We start from the raw sequence: 18,017 nt of genomic DNA on the forward strand, positions 1-18,017 counted from the left end.
CGCCGTCAGCCCGCCAGTTCCGTCTTTTGCGCCGCGTCATAGGCGGCGACCACCTCTCGTGCGCGGGCGGTCAGGTCATCGAGGCTGCGCCCCGGCTTGTAGAGCCATGTGCCGATGCCGAAGCCTGTGACGCCCGCCGCCAGCCACTCACCCATGTTGCCCGCGCTGACACCGCCCACCGCATAGGTCGCCGTGCCCTCTGGCAGCACCGCTTTCATCGCCTTGAGCCCATCCGGACCGATCAGCGACGCCGGGAAGAACTTCAGCCCGTCCGCGCCGGTGCGCAGCGCGGTGAACGCTTCGGTCGGGGTCAGCACGCCGGGATAGCTGAGCATGCCCGCCTTCTTAGTGGCCATGATCACCCGCTGGTTCATGTCCGGCGAGACCACCATACGCGCGCCGATCTGCTGCAGGCGCAGCACGTCTTCGGGGGCAAGCACCGTGCCTGCGCCGATGATCGCCTGCGTGCCAAAGCCCTGCACCATGGCGGCGATGGAGTCGAACGGCTGCGGCGAGTTCAGCGGCACTTCGATCTTGGTGATGCCAGCGCCGATCAGCGCCTCGGTCACGGCGGGCGCTTCCTCGGGCGTGAGGCCGCGCAGGATGGCGATGATCTCGCGGGTCATGCTTGTGTCTCCTCTTTGCGGGCCGCCTTCAGCCCTTCCAGCGTCATGCGGTCGGCATCGGCGATGAGCACCGGCACCGCCTGCGCCTCGAGCGCTTTGCGGTAATGCGCCACCAGCTTGCTCGCCCCCAGAAGGGCGACGCTCGTGCCCAGCCAGTAGGGTTTCGCCGCCGAAAGCTCCATGCCGATCAGCAGACCCGAGAGCCGCGCGGCGGCCGCATCCGGCGACAGCCCGTGCAGCAGCCCCTCGGCGCGCAGGGTGAAAAGCTCTGCCGCGAACCCGGCGGGGCGGCCCATGGCCTGATCCACCGCCGCGGCAAAGGCCGCATCGTCCCAGCCCTGCCCCAGCCCGTGCCGCAGCACCGAGCGCTGACTCAGCAGCTCGAAGATCTCGCCGGTCATGAAGCTGCGGAACGAGATGATCTCACCCGCGCTCACATGCACCCATTTGCTGTGCGTGCCGGGCAGGCAGATCACCCCGTCGAACCGGGGGTTGAGCGCCAGAAAGCCCGCGACCTGCGTTTCCTCGCCCCGCATGACGTCGGCAGGGCTGTTTTGCGACACGCCGGGCAGGATGCGCACGTCGAGCCGGCTGTCCTCGGTGGGCACGGCGATGCCCTCGGCCGCTTTCGGCGGCGCGCAGGGGACCGAGAGATAGGGCGCTTCGATCCAGCCCTGCCGCGCTCCGGCCATGCCGCAGACCAGCACCGTGGTCCGCGCCTTGAGATCCGGCAGGAGGCTCAGGAGGGTCGGCTCGAAATCTTCGGGGGATAGGCGGCCCATGCCCGCGTCGCCCTCGACGCGCTCCAGCACCGTGCCATCCGCCGCCATGCGCCACAGGCGCAGGTTCGACGTGCCCCAGTCCACCGCGATCCAGTCGGTTGCCGCTGCGTCGGTCATGTGCCCTCCTCGGCCCATCTTGGAATGCCGGTTGGTGTTAGCGCCCGCCCCCGCGCGGTGCAAGCGCGGAGACCCGCAGAGCATATGGGGGCGCTGCCCCCGCCGCGCTGCGCGCGCCTCCCCCGGCGTATTTATGAAAGAGAAGAAGGCCCTAGAGCCAGCCCCAAGCGGTGGCCACCTCCCACAAAAGGCGCAGGGTGAGCAGCGCCAGCGCGGTGTTGATCGCCGCAAAGAAGGCGCGCTCGGGCAGCCAGCGCACCAGCCGGTGGCCGGACCACGCACCGAAAAGCGCCACCGGGGCGAGCAGCGCCACATGGCCGAGGCTACCCCATGTCACCTGCCCGGCGAGCACATAGGGCGGCAGTTTCATCCAGTTGATGCAGGCGAACAGGATGGCCGCGGTTCCGGCAAAGCGCATCTTCGAGAGCTTTTGCGGCAGGGTGTAGGCCTGAAACGGCGGGCCGCCGGCGTGGGAGACATAGCTGGTGAACCCCGCCAGCGCGCCCCAGAAGAGCCCGCGCGGCACATCGGCGGGGCGCGCGCGGCTGTCGCGCACCAAGCGCCGCCGCAGTGCGTCACCCAGGTAGTAGACGCCCACCAGCGCGACGAGCAGCTTGCCCGCCTCGGGCGGCACGCGGGAGATGCAGAGGAAGGCGAGCAGGATGCCCAAAGCGGCGGCCGGGATCAGGATGGTGAGGTTGCGGCGGGAAAACTCGCCGCGAAAGAGCCAGAGCGCGTAGAGATCGGCGAGGATATACATCGGCAGCAAGAGCCCCGCCGCGGCGGCAGGCGTGGTGAAGAGCGACAGGATCGGCACGCCGAGCATGGCGATCATCGGCAGCCCGCCCTTCGAGGCGCCGACGCAATAGGTGGCGAGCGCCGCTGCGATCCAGAACCCGCTGCCGTCGTCCATATTCTGCGTCCCCGCCGTCCTCTTTGCGCCGCCCTTTCTGGACATATCGGAGGGTGGGGGAAAGCAGAAAGCGCAGCGCCCGGCCCCATCAGCGCCTTGCCCCTACAGCACCCCCCGGCCCATCCAGCGCGGCATCAAAGGCTACGCTCGTGCCTTACCGTGCAAGGCTTGGATCGCGGCGGGCGGCAGAGCCCCGTCAGGCGGCGCGGGTCTGGTTGCGGCTGAGCAGCGGCACCGTCAGTTCGATATCCTCCTTGAGCGGGCGCAGCGGAGTCAGCCCCGCCTTCTCCAGATCGCCGTGATAGGCCTGTGCCGCTTCGAGAGAGCTGACTCCCTCGCGGACCACGCGGCGCATGGCGCGCATCATCAGCACCGGGTCTTCGCATTGGAAATCGGCGCGGCTGAAACTGGCGACGCGGGCACCGTGGCGTTCGGCCTGCGCGAGCCGTTCGAGGCAGTCGCGCGTCGTGCCTTCGCCGCAGCCGGTGAGGCCGAAGATGACCCTTGCCGGATCCCAATCCGCCAGTTCCTCCATCGCGCGAGGGCCGTGGTAACCGACCTCGATGAAGAGCGGGCGCTCCTTGCGGGCGATGCCCGAGAGGCTGCGGGTCAGCACGTCGTTGCGATAGGCGGCATACTCCGCCTCGAGTGTATCGACCGGGATCGGCGGGTCGGCGACGCGCAGGAAATGGCGCAGACCGATGGCGGTGGCCTGCTCGCGAAACTCAGTATAGGCGCGCAGCGTGGCATGGTCGATGTCGATATCATTGTAGAAATTCAGCGCGTAGAGCCCGAGGTTGGCCACCGGGCGCACGTTCTCGAGCCGTGAGGAGCGGAAAGGCAGCGCCGGAAACAGCGCGTAGCGCCCGCCGCGCACCAGCCAGATGTCGGTATTGTCGCTGAGCCGCACCGCCGGGGTGACGTTGGAGCGCGCGTAAATCCCCTCTTCGCTGAAGACCTCTGCGGAGGACAGCGAGGTCAGCACGATATCGGCCAGATCGCTTTCGATGACCCGCCGCATGTCGGCGCGGTAGTCCGGCGCGCTGCGCAGCCGCCCGTCAGGCAGGCGCCCGGCGGCCGAGCAGCCGCGGATCAGGTCGGCATCCTTGCAGAAGGTAAGGATGAAATCCCGCGGCCCGTAGCGACCGCGCGCGATCTTCGCCAGTTTCTCGTCGATCCGTCGCATGGCGCATCCTTGCCCGCTGCCCGTTGCGCTGGAGGATAACGGCAAAGAGGTTGAGCAAACGTCAACGACGCTGGATCGGAACGGCCGCTACACCGGCACCACATCCACCTGATGGGTGGTCACATGGCTGCCTTCCGACCGCAGCGAGCCACGCGTCGGCGCCACATCCGAATAGTCGCGCCCGTAGGCGACGGTGACGTGATCCGCCCCGGCGAGCATGTCGTTGGTCGGGTCGATCTCGATCCAGCCGGTCTCGGCCCCGCACCACGCCCGCACCCACGCATGCATGGCGTCGGCACCTTCGAGGCGGGGCTGGCCTTCGGGCGGCAGCGTGCGCAGGAAGCCCGAAACATAGCCTGCAGGAATGCCCACCGCGCGCAGCGCCGTGATCATCACATGGCTGATGTCCTGACAGACCCCGCGGCGGGCTCGGAAGGCCTCGATCGCGGTGGTGGTGACCTCGGTGGCCTCGGGATCGAAGGCGAAATCCGCATGCAGCCGCGCGCTGATCGCCTCGACCGCCGCCTGCGCCGACATCGCCTCGGTGACCGTCTCGCGCGCGAAGGCGGCGATCTCTGGCGCGGCGGGCAGACGCGGCGAGGGTCCGAGGAAATGATGCGGGCTCTCCGGGGCGATGCTGCGCAGCGCGGCGAGGTCCTGCGCCAGCGCCTGCCAGCTGCCCGACAGATCGAGCCCGGCGATGGGCCGCGCCCGGCGCACCCGGCCCGCGAAGGCAAAGGTGATCACGCTCAGGCGCATGTCGTGGGCCATCTCGCAGGTGGGATTGCCGAAGAAATCCATCCCGTCGCGACGCCAGTTTGGCGCGGGCGTGGCGCTGACCCGGCCCGAGATCAGCTGCTGGCCCGGCAGATCGCGCGGCAGCATGCGCAGCAGCGTCCGGCTGGCACCGGCAGGGCTCGCGTATTCGTAGGTGATCTTCAGCGAGATATCGTAGGTCTGAGACATGCCGCGCCTCCGTTGGCTGGGGTGTCAGCTGAGGTATTGCGCCGTCAGCGCGTGCGAGATCGCCGCCAGATCGCTGCGGAAGCCGCGCAGCCGAGCCGGGGTGATCTCTGCCGGTTCCGCCACCGCAAGCGCGGTGCGCAGCATCAGGATGCGCCGCCCCGCCTCTTCCATCTGATGTCCGCTGGCGGCGCGTATGCGCTCTTCCTCGGCCAGAAGCACATCCATCTGGAACAACATCGAACGCGGGTTGCCCGCGTCCAGCGCAAGCAGGTCGATCACCGTCTCGCGCGAGGTCTCGACCGAATAGCGGCGGCGGTGGGTCATCACGCTGTCGCCCACTTCGACCGTCAGATCGAGCCCGCCCTGCGGGGCTTTCGCATCGGTGAATGTGGCAAGGAAGGCCGCCATCTGATCCGTACGTTCCAGCGCGCGCCCGGCGGTGAGAAAGCGCCAGCCAAGGAAGCGGAACATGTTTTCGTGCACCAGACCCGAGAAGCCCGCGATGCGCCGCAGCAGCAGGCTCATGGCGCGGGCGGCATCGTCGCCGGGGTGGCAGCCTTCGGCGACCTCGCGCGCGGTGGCGGCCAGATCGGACAGCGCGTTCCAGCCGTCGGTGGAGAAACGGTCGCGCACCTTAGAGGCGCAGCCGCGCGAGACGTCAAAGAGCTGCAGCAGGCCCGGCGGAACCGGCTCTTCCGACGGATCGAGCCCGAAGCCTGCGAGGAATTTGGCGAGGCTTTCGACCAGCGGCAGCGCGTCGGGCCCGTAATCTTCGAGCCGCAGGTGATAGGCGCGGATCTGGCGCACACCGATCTCGGCGCGCTCGACGTAGCGGCCCAGCCAGTAAAGGTTGTCCGCGGCACGCGCGGGCAGCTGCGCGGGCTGGCGGCGCAGGAACGGCCCCTTGTCGCGCGGCGCAAGCGTCTCGCTGGTGACCGGGGCGTCGGCGGTGATCCAGACATCGGCGACCGAGCCGCCCGCCTGCATCGCCAGCGCGGTCGGATCGTCGCTGCGCCCGATGCGGGCGTAGCCGCCGGGCATCACCGTCCAACCCTCGGGCGTGCGGGCGGCAAACACCCGCACCACCATCGGGCGCGGCACCAGATGCCCCTCGACCATCGCGGGCGTGGTCGAGAGCGTCACCGCCTCTTGGCCCACCAGCCCCTCGCCCTCGCGCTCCAGCCACTCCGAGACCGAGCCATCGGCGCCGCAGCGGAACTGTCCGCCAAGCGCGGTTCCTGCATCTATGTCGAAGGGCAGCTTGGTGGATTGGGCCGGGCCGATCATCATGCGCTGCAGGTTGTCGCGCACATAGGCGCGCTCGGACGATTGTCCGCACCACCATGTGGCAATGTTGGGCAGTTTCAGCGGTGCGCCGGTCAGCGCCTCGCAGATGCGCGGCAGGAAGGCCATGAGCGCGCGCGACTCCAGCGCCCCGGACCCGAGGCAATTGACCATGGTGATCGCGCCCGAGCGCAGCGCCGAGACCATGCCGGGCGTGCCGAGCGCCGAGCTTTCGTCCAGTTCCAGCGGGTCGGCGAAACGCGCATCGAGCCGCCGCCACAGCACCGAGACCGGCTCGTCGCCTGCCACGGTCCGCACCTTGAGCTGCCCCTGCTTGACCGCCATGTCCTCGCATTCGAGCAGCATGAAACCGAGGTAGCGGGCGATATAGGCGTGCTCGTAGTAGGTGTCTGTGTGCTGCCCCGGTGTGAGGATGGCGACCCGGCCACCCTCATTCGCGCGCAGGTCGATCATCGCGTCGCGGAAGCTGCGGAAAAACCCCGCCAGCCGCTCTACATTGGCCTTGGGAAAGAGGTCGTGAAACACCCGCCCCGTCGCCATGCGGTTCTCCAGCGCAAAGCCTGCGCCCGAGGGGGCCTGCGTCCGGTCGCCCAGCACCAGCCACGAGCCGTCGGGCGAGCGGCCGATCTCGAAGGCGAGGAAATGCAGGAAATGCCCCGAGCGCGGCTGGATGCCCACCACCGGGCGCAGCCACTCGGGATTGCGCGCCACAAGGTCCGCCGGAAGGTGCCCGTCTTTCACCAGCTGCCCTGGTCCGTAGAGATCGGCCATCACTTTCTCGAGCAGTTCGGCGCGCTGTACGATGCCTTCCGAGAGCTTCTCCCATTCGCTGGATGAGATCACCACGGGCACATGGCTCAGCGGCCAGCGGCGCTCGGTCGAGCCCTCGCCAATGTGCTGACGGAAATAGACGCCGGTGTCGTCGAGATACTGATCGCCGCGCGCAAAGGCGCGGGCGCGTGTCTCGGCGCTCTGCCCGGCGAGGTGGCGGATCAGCGGCTGCCACGCGGGCCGCAGCGAGCCGTCGCGGCGCAACAGCTCATCGGCCACGCCCGGCGGCGGGCTGTAGCCTTGCAGAAGTTTCGCCACCCGTTCCGGCAGCGGCTGTGTCGTCTTTGCCTCCACGGCATCAGATCCCCGGCAGGCGGCGCAGATCGAGGGTCATCGGGAACTCCGGATGGGGCGTCTCGGGCGCGGGCCAATAGCTGCCCGGCGTGTGCCCCAGTTTCTCGAACCGGGCAAGCCTGCGTGCATCGGCCTCGTTGGTATTGACCGGGAAGGTGTCGTAATTGCGCCCGCCCGGATGCGCCACGTGATAGCGGCAGCCGCCCAGCGCCCGCCCGGTCCACGTATCGAAGATGTCGAAGGTCAGCGGCGCGTTCACCGGCAGCGTCGGGTGCAGCGCCTCGGCGGGCTGCCACGCCTTGAAGCGCACGCCCCCCACATTGACGCCCGAGGCCCCCGTGGCGGCCATTGGCACCTGCCGCCCATTGCAGGCGACGATGTAGCGGCCCGGCTCGGTCGCCGTCAGTTGCACTTGCATGCGCTCGACCGAACTGTCGGTGTAACGCACGGTGCCGCCGATGGCGCCGCGCTCGCCCAGCACATGCCAAGGCTCCAGCGCCTGCCGCAATTCTAGGTGCACGCCCTCGTAGTCGACCTCGCCCGCGAAGGGGAAGCGGAACTCGCGCTGCGCTTCGTACCATTCGGGACGGAAGGTGAAACCGTGATCGCCAAGGTCGCGCAGCACGTCGAGGAAGTCTTCCCAGACGAAATGCGGCAGCATGAAACGGTCATGCAGCGTGGTGCCCCAGCGCACCGGTTTGCCCTGAATGGGCGACTTCCAGAACCGCGCCAGCAGCGCCCGGATGAGCACCTGCTGCGCAAGGCTCATCTTGGCGTCGGGCGGCATCTCGAAGCCGCGGAATTCCACCAGACCGAGGCGTCCGGTGGGACCATCGGGGGAGTAGAGCTTGTCGATGCAGATCTCGGCCCGGTGGGTGTTGCCGGTCACGTCGATCAGCATGTTGCGCAGCAGCCGGTCGGTGAGCCACGGCAGCGGCGGCTCGCCCTGCCCCGGCGCTGGGAAATGCGCGAGCGCGATCTCCAGCTCGTAAAGACTGTCATGCCGCGCCTCATCGATGCGCGGGGCCTGCGAGGTCGGGCCGATGAAGAGGCCGGAGAAGAGATAGCTCAGCGACGGATGCCGCAGCCAATGCAGGATCATCGAGCGCATCAGGTCGGGGCGGCGCAGGAAGGGCGAGTCGTTCGGTGTCTCGCCGCCGACCACCACGTGGTTGCCGCCGCCCGTACCGGTGTGCTTGCCGTCGATCATGAACTTGTCGGCACCAAGGCGGCACTCACGGGCCTCTTCATAGACCGCGCTGGTGATCTCCTTGCAGTCCTCCCAGCTGTGCGCGGGGTGGATGTTCACCTCGATCACGCCCGGATCGGGTGCGACGCGGATCACATTCATCCGCGCATCATGCGGCGGGGTATAGCCCTCGATATGGATCGGCAGGCCCAGATCTTCGGCGGTCGCCTCGGCGGCGGCCAAAAGATCGAGATAATCTTCGAGATCCTCGACCGGCGGCATGAAGAGGCAGAGCCGCCCGTCGCGCGGTTCGATGGCGATGGCGGTGCGCACGGCGCCGCCCGCCGGGTCCACGCCCTGCTCCATGATCTTCTGCCGCCGCCCCACGTCGCGCGCTTCAGACACCGGCTGGCTGTGCTCGGGCGTCACCTCGGGCAGCATCGAAGCAGCCTCGCGCTCTTCGGCGGCGATGCGCTCCAGCTCTTCCATCAGCCGCGCGCGCCGGTCGGCCTGCGCCGCGTGGAAATCCGGCAGGTCGGTCTGCGGCACGCTGGGATCGGTGGGATAGACATAAGGATACGCCGAGGGCGGCACGAAGGGCAGCGCGCCCAGCGGCAGGCGGAAGCCTACGGGGCTGTCGCCGGGGATCAGGAAAAGATGGCCGCGCCGGGTCTTCCAATGTTCCGAGCGCCACTTGGGCCCCGTCGCCTTCGACTGCCAACGCTGCAGCGGCAGGATGAATCCCGCGGGCCGGTCGAGCCCTCGATTGAAGACGCGGGCGATGCGGGCGCGGGTCTCGGGATCCTTGAGCTTGGAATCCTCAGGCGTGACGTTCATCGGAAGGTCGGCTTCTTTGAGGATCCACTCCACCGGGTCCTCATAAGCGGGATGCACGTAGTCCCCTCCAAGCCCGAGGTTCTCGGCAAAGCGCGTCATATAGGCGTCGGCTTTCTCGGCATCGGCGCCGGTGGCGCTTTCCTGTGCGACCAGATCGGGGTTCTTCCACACCGGCTTGCCATCGCGCCGCCAGTAGAGCGAGAAGGTCCAGCGCGGCAGCGTCTCGCCCGGATACCATTTGCCCTGCCCGTAATGCAGAAAACCACCCGGCGCAAAACGCTCGCGCAGGCGGCGGATCAGCGTGTCGGCAAGCCCGCGTTTCTGCGGGCCGACGGCGGCGGTGTTCCACTCGGCGCTCTCGAAATCATCGATCGACACGAAGGTGGGCTCGCCGCCCATGGTCAGCCGCATGTCCTGCTTCTGCAGTTCAGCGTCCACCTCATGCCCCAGCTTGTCGAGCGCCTGCCACGCCTCGTCGGAGAAGGGTTTGGTGATGCGCGGGTGCTCGGCCATGCGATGCACCTGCATGTCGAAGGCGAACTCGGTCTGGGTGTCGGGCGGCGCGGAATATCCGCCGACGATCGGAGCGGCATTGCGGTAATGCGGCGTGGCGGCAAGCGGGATGTGGCTTTCGCCGGTGAGCAGCCCCGAGGTCGGATCGAGACCGATCCAGCCCGCGCCGGGAATATAGACCTCGCACCAAGCATGCAGGTCGGTGAAGTCGTGATCGGTGCCCGCAGGCCCGTCGAGGGAGACCAGATCGGGCTTCAGCTGGATCAGATAGCCCGACACGAAGCGCGCCGCGAAGCCGAGGTGGCGCAGGATCTGCACCAGCAGCCACGAGGTGTCGCGGCACGAGCCTTTGGCCAGTTGGAGCGTTTCCTCGGGGGTCTGCACCCCCGGCTCCATGCGGACGATATAGCCGATGTCCTGCTCCAGCCGCGCGTTCAGCCCGACGAGGAAATCCACTGTGCGCGGCGCGCTCTTTTCGATCTTGTCGAGATAGGCCTGCAGGCGCGGACCGGCCTGCTCGGGCGTGCGGTAGATCGACAGGTCTTCGGAGAAATCCTGCGAATACTCGAAGGGAAAGGCTTCGGCGCTCTCGTCGACGAAGAAATCGAACGGGTTGTAGACCGTCATATCGGCAACCAGATCGACCTCGATTTTGAACTCGGTCACCGGCTCGGGAAAGACGAAACGCGCCAGCCAGTTGCCGTAAGGGTCTTGCTGGTGATTGACGAAATGCGCCGAGGGCGAGACCCGCAGCGAATGCGAGATGACCCGCGTGCGAGAGTGTGGCGCCGGGCGAAGGCGAATGATCTGTGGCCCGAGGCTGACCGGGCGGTCGTATTTGTAATGCGTCAGGTGGTAGATGCTTGCCGTAATCGCCATTCGCAAAGGTCCGCTACGTGAGGGAAACTTCCCACACCTGAGCGGCTTGGCCGGTTATTGTAAAGCCTTGCGTGAGGCCTTGCGCCGGAGCGGACCGGCTGCTGTGACCGCACCGCCCGTTCGGCGGGCGCTGCGGCGGCATCGCTTAGGGCGGCATATCCGCGCCAGATCGCCGTCAGTTTACCCTCAGTTCACCGGCATCACAAAGACCTCGCGCACGTCGGCGCGCGGGTCCGCATTCATCGCGAAGATGACCGAACGCGCGATGTCCTCGGGCTTTAGCTTGTCCGGCTTGCCCTCGTCAAAGAACGGCGTGTCGACCATGCCCGGCGCGATAACCGTCACCCGCGCGCCCCACTCGCGGAACTCCTCGGCGAGATTGCCGCCGTAGCCATGCACGAACCATTTGCTCGCACCGTATACAGAGCCTTTGATATGCGTGCGCCCCGCCGCCGAGCCGGTCAGTAGAAGGTGCCCCCGATTCTTCACGAAATAGGCAGAGGCGGCCTTGGCGGTCCACAGCACACCCAGCACGTTGAGCCGCACCAGCAGCTCCCACTCCTCGGGGTCGCCCTTGCGCGTGCCTGACTGAGACAGCCCCATGCCCGCATTGGCGAAGGCCGCGTTCACGTCCCCGAAATGTTCGGCAAGCTTAGCCATCGCCTCGGTCTGCTCCTCCAGTGAGGAAGCATCGCCAGGCAGCGCCAACGCATATGCGCCGAGCTCTTTTTCGAGATCTGCCAATTTGTCAGCCGAGCGCGCGAAAAGCCCGACGTTCCAGCCATTCTCGACCGCCGCGCGGGCGGTTTCGGCGCCGATGCCCGAGGAGGCACCGGTGATGAAGAGGGTCTTGCGCGTCATGATTAATCCTCCCTTAGCAATTTCGTCTCACACTCAAAGTGCCGGCGGGCTCGCGGTGCGTTCAGACCGGCTGGGGCGCCCGGCGGGCTGATCGGCAAGCTAGGGCGTTTCACCGCCGCGCCCATGAACGCCGGTGCTGTGGCCGCCCGCCTTGAGGAACCGCTGGCGCAAGATCACGCGGCACCCGAACGGCGACCCGAGGCTGCCGGGAAACCGCCCGGTGGAACGATTTGCCGATGTCGGCGTTTTATTGCCGAGCAGCCTTTACTTGTTGACCAGTCAAGGAGACTTACGATGACCCGCCTCGCCGTGCTGACCGCCGCCGCTATCTGCAGTGCCGTTGCCGCCTATGCCGCAAACGAGGCGCTGTCCTCCGACGGCCCCACGGTGATCGAGATCGAAGTTGCTCCGAACGAACTGGCCGCCTGCAAGGCGCAGCTGAAACAGGTGGGGTCCATGCCCGCGGTGGCCGACGATGGCACGCCGCTCCTCTTCGGTGGCAATGATGACCTGCCGCAGGTGCGTTGCGTCGCTGACACCGTTTGATCGGACCCATTTCCGCATAACCACCTTCCCCGCGCTAGCCATGATAGGCACCACTTGCTAGGCAAGAAGCGCCCGGCCCAGTCTGATCGGGTGCGCTCGGGTGCGATCGGGCGGCCGCCCAAGCAGAGGGGAGCGCCATGCAGACAAGTTTTACCATCCAGACGAGCGGTCAGGGCCTCTATGAATTCACCCGCGACGTCGCCGCGTGGGTGCATGGCACCGGACTGCTGACCCTCTTTATCCGGCACACCTCGGCCTCGCTGCTGATCCAAGAGAATGCCGACCCCGAGGTGCGCAGCGACCTCACCGCCTATTTCCACCGCCTCGTCCCGCCCAGCACTGATCCTTCGATGCAGTATCTGACGCATACCTACGAGGGGCCCGACGACATGCCCGCGCATATCAAGGCCGCGATGATGCCCGTGTCGCTGTCGATCCCGGTGAGCGATGGGCGGCTCGGGCTGGGGAAATGGCAGGGCATCTATGTGTTCGAGCACCGCGAGCGGCCGCACCGGCGCGAGGTGATCGCCCATATGGGGCCGTGAAAAATCGCTCCGAAAGCGTCCCGGCAGCGGCGGATTTTACTTCTGCAGAACGTTTTCGCGGCATTTTCCCCACGGAAACCGCTTTTTCCACGCCCTTCATCTTGCGGGTGAAATTGACCTCTACCCAATTTCTGGGCGCTCCCCTATAGTGGCTGTGGATAAATGGGGGATAACCTCATACCTACGGCGGAACGAAGTGATGGGGGACTGCGATGCGCTGCCCGTTTTGTGGAAATATCGACACCCAGGTGAAGGACTCGCGCCCTGCTGAGGATCACGTCTCGATCCGCCGGCGGCGCTTTTGCCCGGCCTGCGGCGGACGGTTCACCACCTACGAGCGAGTGCAGCTGCGCGACCTCGTGGTGATCAAATCCAATGGCCGACGCGAAGATTTCGACCGCGACAAGCTCGAGCGCTCGATCCGCATCGCCCTGCAGAAACGCCCGATCGAGCCCGAGCGCGTCGATCAGATGATCTCGGGTGTGGTGCGCCGCCTCGAAAGCCTTGGCGAGACCGACATCCAGTCCAAGCAGATCGGCGAGATCGTGATGGAAACGCTGGCCCGGATCGACACCGTGGCCTATGTGCGCTTTGCCAGCGTCTACAAGAACTTCCAGGCTGCGGACGATTTCGACAAATTCGTCAGCGAACTGCGCCCCGGCGCCGCGTCTGACAAGTGAACAGCGCAAGGGTGAGAGCGCGCAGGTGACCGACGACGCCCGACACATGGCCCATGCCCTGCGCCTCGGGCGGCGGGGAATGGGCAAGTGCTGGCCCAATCCGGCGGTCGGCTGCGTGCTGGTGCGCGAGGGCCGTGTGGTCGGGCGCGGCTGGACCCAGCCCGGCGGTCGGCCCCATGCCGAGGCCATGGCGCTGGGTGATGCCGGGCCTCTCGCCAAAGGCGCCACCGCCTATGTCACGCTCGAACCCTGTTCCCACCATGGCAAGACCCCGCCCTGCGCCTCGGCGCTGATCGCCGCGGGCGTGGCGCGGGTCGTCGCACCGCTGGCCGACAGCGATCCGCGCGTCGCGGGGGCTGGATTTGAGATGCTGCGCCGGGCGGGGATTGAGGTCACCACGGGCGTCATGGCCGCAGAGGCGGCGCATGACCACGCGGGCTTTTTCCTCAAGACCGAACAGGGCCGCCCCTGGGTCACGCTGAAACTGGCGAGCAGTTTTGACGGGCGCATCGCCACCGCCACCGGCGAGAGCCGCTGGATCACCGGCCCCGAGGCGCGGCGCGCCGTGCATGGGCTGCGCGCCAGCCATGACGCGGTGATGGTCGGCGCAGGCACCGCGCGCTCTGACGATCCCGACCTAACCGTGCGAGGCTGGGGCGAAGTGCAGCAGCCGGTGCGGGTGATCGCCTCGCGGCTGATCGACGTGCCGCTGATGAGCCGTCTCGCCTCGACCGCGCGCGAGGTGCCGGTGTGGATCGTGCATGGCTCCGAGGCGGCAACGGAAACCCGCCGCGCCTGGAATAGCTGCGGCGCGACCTTGCTACAAAGCCGCGTCGCCGCCGGGCGGCTCGAGCCGAATGCGCTGCTGTCCGCGCTTGGCGCCAAGGGGCTGACGCGCGTGTTCTGCGAGGGCGGCGGTCAGCTTGCCGCGTCGCTGCTGGCTGCTGACATGGTCGATGAGCTGGTCGGGTTCACCGCCGGTATGGCGCTTGGCGCCGAAGGGCGGCCGGGCATCGGCGCGATGGGCGTCGACACGCTAGCCGAAGCGCCGCGCTTCCGGCTGGTGGAAACGCGGGTGCTGGGCAACGACGTGATGCACCGCTGGCTGAGGTAAAAGGCCGGGGGCGCTGCCCCCGAACCCCCCGGCGTATTTTGGGAACAATGAAAGCAGGGAGCGTGCGGGCCGGATCCGGCGCCTAGAGTCCCTTGGCCCTGTAGCTTTTGGCGACGCGGTCGATGGCGACGATGAAGCCTGCGGTGCGCAGATCGGTGACATCGTCGCGCCCGTGCCAGATCTCGCGCATCGACTGGTAGGCCGTGCGCATCGTGTCATCGAGGCCCGAGCGCACCAGCTCAAGCTCGTCGGCGCCGCGCAGGTAGCGCGCCTTGAACGCCGGATCGAGGTTCCAGGTCTCCCCAAGCGCGGTGTCGAGCCGTTCAAGCTCATCGACCACAAGCTGGTGCCGCGCCTCTTCCTGACGGCGCTGCATCCGGCCGAAGCGGATGTGGCTGAGGTTCTTCACCCATTCGAAATAGGAGACGGTGACGCCGCCCGCATTGGCGAAAAGATCGGGGATGATCACCACACCCCGCGTGCGCAGGATGTCATCGGCGCCGGCGGTGATCGGGCCATTCGCCGCCTCGATGATCAGCCGCGCCTTGATGGCGTGGGCGTTGGTGAGATTGATCACCCCCTCCAGCGCGGCGGGGATGAGGATGTCGCAATCCTCAGTCAGCACCGCGCCGCCATCGGCGGTATGGGTCGCATCAGGAAATTCCGCCAGCCCGCCGTGGCGCTGCATCCAGTCCTTCACCGCATCGACGTCGAGCCCCTCGGCATTGTAAAGCGCGCCGTCGCGTTCGATGATGCCGGTGACGATGGCGCCATCCTCTTGCGACAGGAACCGCGCCGCGTGCGAGCCGACGTTGCCGAGGCCCTGCACAATCACCCGCTTCCCCCCGAGACTGCCCGAGAGACCCGCCGCCGCCACATCCTCGGGATGGCGGAAGAACTCGCGCAGCGCATATTGCACGCCGCGCCCAGTGGCCTCGACCCGGCCCGCGATGCCGCCTGCGTTGAGCGGCTTGCCAGTGACGCAGGCGCGCGAGTTGATGTCCGTGGTGTTCATCCGGGCGTATTGATCGGCGATCCACGCCATCTCGCGCTCGCCGGTTCCCATGTCGGGCGCGGGCACGTTCTGGCTGGGATGGATCAGGTCGCGCTTGCAGAGCTCATAGGCAAAGCGGCGGGTGATCAGTTCGAGCTCATGCTCTTCGTATTGCGTCGGGTCAATCCGCAGCCCGCCCTTTGAGCCGCCGAAAGGGGCCTCGACCAGCGCGCATTTGTAGGTCATCAGCGCCGCCAGCGCCTCGACCTCGTCCTGATCGACCGCGATGGCGTAGCGGATGCCGCCCTTCACCGGCTCCATATGTTCCGAGTGTACCGATCGGTAGCCGGTGAAGGTCTCGATCTTACCGCGCAGGCGGACGCCGAAGCGGACCGTGTAGGTGGCGTTGCAGACCCGGATCTTCTCCTCAAGACCGGGCGGCAAATCCATCAGCGCCACGGCGCGGTTGAACATCAAATCCACGCTCTGGCGGAATGTCGGCTCGTTGGATGGCAAGACGTTCATCGGTTCTCCTCCTGACCAATGGCATCTGGCTGGGGCACGCCGGGGGCGTTCCCAGCCGCGTGGCGCAATCTGGGCGCTGAAACAGCCCGATGTGCCACCTCTTCTTTCTGAACGATTTCGCCTCCTCGCGAAACCGTCTGATAACCCTCAACCAAGCGATTGTTCTCGCTTTGGAACTGGAAATAGCGCGCGCTTTCGCTTTGTCCCCGACTCCACAGGGTAAGTCCCACTTTTGCCGCAAGACGCGCCGCATTTTAGCCATCATGGAGCGAAATACATTCCAACATTGTGTGGTGAGTACGAACGGCCCTGTATTTGCAGCGGTCATAACGAGGGTATTGAAGCATGGAAAAGCAGACTGCTTTCCGCCGGGCGCGTGCCGGGCGGTGCAGGAACCCTGTTGCCGCGCTGAAGCGCAGCACGGCGGGGTTCCTCCGTGACGAAAACGGCAGCTTGGCCTATATGGCCTTGGCGATGTCGCTGGTGATGATGGTGTTCGGCGGCATTGGCGTCGACATGATTTATGCCGAGCTAAACCGAACGAAAGTTCAGAACACCCTCGACCGCGCCGTTCTCGCCGCAGCCGATCTCGACCAGACGCTGGATGCCGAGGGTGTGGTTGCCGATTACATGGCCAAGATGGGCCTTGCCGACGCGCTGGTATCCTCCGACGTCGACGAGGGTCTCAACTACAAGACGGTGACCGCCGACGGGCATGTGGATATGCCCTCGCAGTTCCTCAAGCTTTTGGGCATCGCCGAAACGCAGGCCTCGGGCCATGCGCAGGCCAGCGAGCGTTTCAACAAGGTCGAAGTGTCGCTTGTGGTCGACATCTCGGGCTCGATGGAAAGCAACAGCAAGATGGACAACCTGAAGGACGCAGCGGGCGATTTCGTCGACACGCTGCTGGCGGACGGCAGCGAGGACCTCGTGTCGATCTCGCTGGTCCCCTACTCCGAGCAGGTCAACGCCGGCCCCGAGATCCTGAGCTATCTGCCGGTGAACTGGAAGCATGGCTATTCGCACTGCCTCGAGTTCTCCGAGGATGCCTTCGAAACCACCGAGATCGACCGCAGCATCACCTACGACCAGATGCAGCACTTTCAGTGGAACTATTCGGGCCAGAACTCGCTGACCGACACGGTCTGCCCGCGCTACGACTACGAGCGGATCACCCCGTTCAGCCAAGATGCCAGTGCGCTTAAGAGGCAGATCAACAAGCTGACCCCGCGCGCGGGCACTTCGATCTTTCTCGGGATGAAATGGGGCGCGGCGCTGCTTGATCCGTCGAGCCAGGACATCACCGACGGGCTGATTAGCGACGGCGAGGTCGATACGGTCTTTTCGGGCCGCCCGGTCGCCTATGACGACAGCGATGTGTTGAAGACCGTGGTTCTGATGACCGACGGCCAGCACGACCGCTCGTTCCGCATCCGCGACGGGTATTACAACTCGGAATCCGAATACGTTCACTGGAACAAGTACAATCTCTGGTACTACCTCTACCGGAACGTGGATTCCTACCAGCGCGGCAATTTCTATTACCAGAAGTATGACGCCGACACCGGCGACCGGCTGCTCGACAACATCTGCACCGCCGCCAAGGAAAAGGGCGTCATCATCTGGTCCATCGGCTTCGAGGTCGAAGACCACGGCGCCGACGTCATGGAAAGCTGCGCCTCCTCGCCCTCGCATTTCTTCCGCGTCGAAGGGGTGGAGATCGCCGAGGCCTTCTCGACCATCGCGCATACGCTCAACCAGCTGAGGCTGACCCAATGATCGGCTCTGTGAAAACTGCCCTGCGGCGCTTCCGCAGCGATGAGTCCGGCTCGATGCTCGTACCCTTCGCCCTCTGGACACCCTTCTTCCTCGGACTGGCGGTGGCCAGCGTCGAGCTTGGCACGGCGACCATGCGCCAGACCACGCTGGACCGCGCGCTCGATCAGGCCGTGCGTGAGGTGAAGATCGGCACCGGTGAGCAGTATACCTCGGACGAGATCAAAGAGATGATCTGCACCCGCGCGCCGATCCTGCCCGACTGCGCCGATACGCTGCAGCTGGAGATGATCGGTCTTGATATGCGCGAGTGGGAAGCTCCGCCGATGAGCGCCGATTGCGTCGACACGACGCTGTCCGTGACTCCGCAGCGCAACTTCGTAAACGGCGGCACGCATGAGACCATGTTGCTGCGCGCCTGCTACAAGTACCGCCCGATCAGCCCCGCCGGCATGTTGGCCGGTCACATGCACAAGGATGACGAAGGCTACACCGCACTGGTGGCCACCTCGGCATTCGTGCACGAGCCGATGTGAGG

15 protein-coding genes are annotated in these 18,017 nt (G+C 66.4%); 6 read left to right on the forward strand and 9 right to left on the reverse strand.

Features of this window, described 5'->3' with window-relative positions:
* Positions 1-5 precede the first annotated feature (5 nt).
* From AYJ57_RS04135 to AYJ57_RS04170, 8 genes are all read right to left on the reverse strand, one after another.
* Entirely contained in the window at positions 6-626 is a 621-nt protein-coding gene (locus tag AYJ57_RS04135; protein WP_066101606.1) for a 2-dehydro-3-deoxy-6-phosphogalactonate aldolase, read from the reverse strand.
* Complete coding sequence (locus tag AYJ57_RS04140; protein WP_066101609.1) at positions 623-1,525, reverse strand: 2-dehydro-3-deoxygalactonokinase; 903 nt, start codon at positions 1,523-1,525, stop codon at positions 623-625. The genes AYJ57_RS04135 and AYJ57_RS04140 overlap by 4 nt, the downstream gene beginning before the upstream one ends.
* Positions 1,526-1,676: 151 nt before the next feature.
* Positions 1,677-2,438: a sulfite exporter TauE/SafE family protein gene (locus AYJ57_RS04145; RefSeq protein ID WP_066101612.1), complete on the reverse strand. Its 762-nt coding sequence runs from the start codon at positions 2,436-2,438 to the stop codon at positions 1,677-1,679.
* A 196-nt stretch (positions 2,439-2,634) separates the two neighbouring features.
* A complete protein-coding gene (locus AYJ57_RS04150; protein ID WP_066101615.1) occupies positions 2,635-3,624 on the reverse strand; it encodes a hypothetical protein in 990 nt (329 codons plus the stop codon).
* An 87-nt stretch (positions 3,625-3,711) separates the two neighbouring features.
* Positions 3,712-4,590 carry a transglutaminase family protein gene (locus tag AYJ57_RS04155; RefSeq protein ID WP_066101619.1) on the reverse strand — a complete coding sequence of 293 codons (879 nt, stop codon included), beginning with the start codon at positions 4,588-4,590 and terminating at the stop codon, positions 3,712-3,714.
* Positions 4,591-4,614: 24 nt separating this feature from the next.
* The gene (locus AYJ57_RS04160) at positions 4,615-7,020 is read right to left on the reverse strand and encodes a circularly permuted type 2 ATP-grasp protein (RefSeq protein ID WP_237220192.1); all 2,406 of its coding nucleotides are present in this window, start codon (positions 7,018-7,020) and stop codon (positions 4,615-4,617) included.
* Between the two features lie 4 nt (positions 7,021-7,024).
* On the reverse strand, positions 7,025-10,438 hold the full coding sequence (locus tag AYJ57_RS04165; RefSeq protein WP_066101622.1) for a transglutaminase family protein: 3,414 nt from the start codon (positions 10,436-10,438) through the stop codon (positions 7,025-7,027).
* Between the two features lie 186 nt (positions 10,439-10,624).
* Positions 10,625-11,299: an SDR family oxidoreductase gene (locus AYJ57_RS04170; RefSeq protein WP_066101626.1), complete on the reverse strand. Its 675-nt coding sequence runs from the start codon at positions 11,297-11,299 to the stop codon at positions 10,625-10,627.
* A 294-nt stretch (positions 11,300-11,593) separates the two neighbouring features.
* On the opposite strand from AYJ57_RS04170, the gene AYJ57_RS04175 reads away from it, so the two are divergent.
* From AYJ57_RS04175 to ribD, 4 genes are all read left to right on the forward strand, one after another.
* A complete protein-coding gene (locus AYJ57_RS04175; protein WP_066101631.1) occupies positions 11,594-11,845 on the forward strand; it encodes a hypothetical protein in 252 nt (83 codons plus the stop codon).
* A gap of 137 nt (positions 11,846-11,982) precedes the next feature.
* Positions 11,983-12,390 carry a secondary thiamine-phosphate synthase enzyme YjbQ gene (locus AYJ57_RS04180; protein ID WP_066101634.1) on the forward strand — a complete coding sequence of 136 codons (408 nt, stop codon included), beginning with the start codon at positions 11,983-11,985 and terminating at the stop codon, positions 12,388-12,390.
* A 212-nt stretch (positions 12,391-12,602) separates the two neighbouring features.
* Positions 12,603-13,070, forward strand: a complete 468-nt coding sequence (gene nrdR, locus AYJ57_RS04185; protein WP_066101636.1) for a transcriptional regulator NrdR — start codon at positions 12,603-12,605, stop codon at positions 13,068-13,070.
* A 46-nt stretch (positions 13,071-13,116) separates the two neighbouring features.
* Positions 13,117-14,184, forward strand: a complete 1,068-nt coding sequence (gene ribD, locus AYJ57_RS04190) for a bifunctional diaminohydroxyphosphoribosylaminopyrimidine deaminase/5-amino-6-(5-phosphoribosylamino)uracil reductase RibD (RefSeq protein WP_066101639.1) — start codon at positions 13,117-13,119, stop codon at positions 14,182-14,184.
* 82 nt (positions 14,185-14,266) lie between these two features.
* Here ribD and AYJ57_RS04195 read toward each other — a convergent pair whose 3' ends face one another.
* The gene (locus AYJ57_RS04195) at positions 14,267-15,703 is read right to left on the reverse strand and encodes a Glu/Leu/Phe/Val family dehydrogenase (RefSeq protein WP_066101643.1); all 1,437 of its coding nucleotides are present in this window, start codon (positions 15,701-15,703) and stop codon (positions 14,267-14,269) included.
* 345 nt (positions 15,704-16,048) lie between these two features.
* Here AYJ57_RS04195 and AYJ57_RS04200 point away from each other — a divergent pair, with 345 nt between their 5' ends.
* Both AYJ57_RS04200 and AYJ57_RS04205 read left to right on the forward strand, forming a co-directional pair.
* Entirely contained in the window at positions 16,049-17,482 is a 1,434-nt protein-coding gene (locus AYJ57_RS04200; protein WP_066101646.1) for a TadE/TadG family type IV pilus assembly protein, read from the forward strand.
* Positions 17,479-18,015, forward strand: a complete 537-nt coding sequence (locus AYJ57_RS04205; RefSeq protein ID WP_066101650.1) for a TadE/TadG family type IV pilus assembly protein — start codon at positions 17,479-17,481, stop codon at positions 18,013-18,015. Before AYJ57_RS04200 ends, AYJ57_RS04205 begins: the two co-directional genes overlap by 4 nt.
* The last annotated feature ends 2 nt before the right edge of the window (positions 18,016-18,017 follow it).

Origin of the sequence: Salipiger sp. CCB-MM3 (genome assembly GCF_001687105.1) — a bacterium.
In the GTDB taxonomy this organism is placed as follows: Bacteria; Pseudomonadota; Alphaproteobacteria; order Rhodobacterales; family Rhodobacteraceae; genus Salipiger.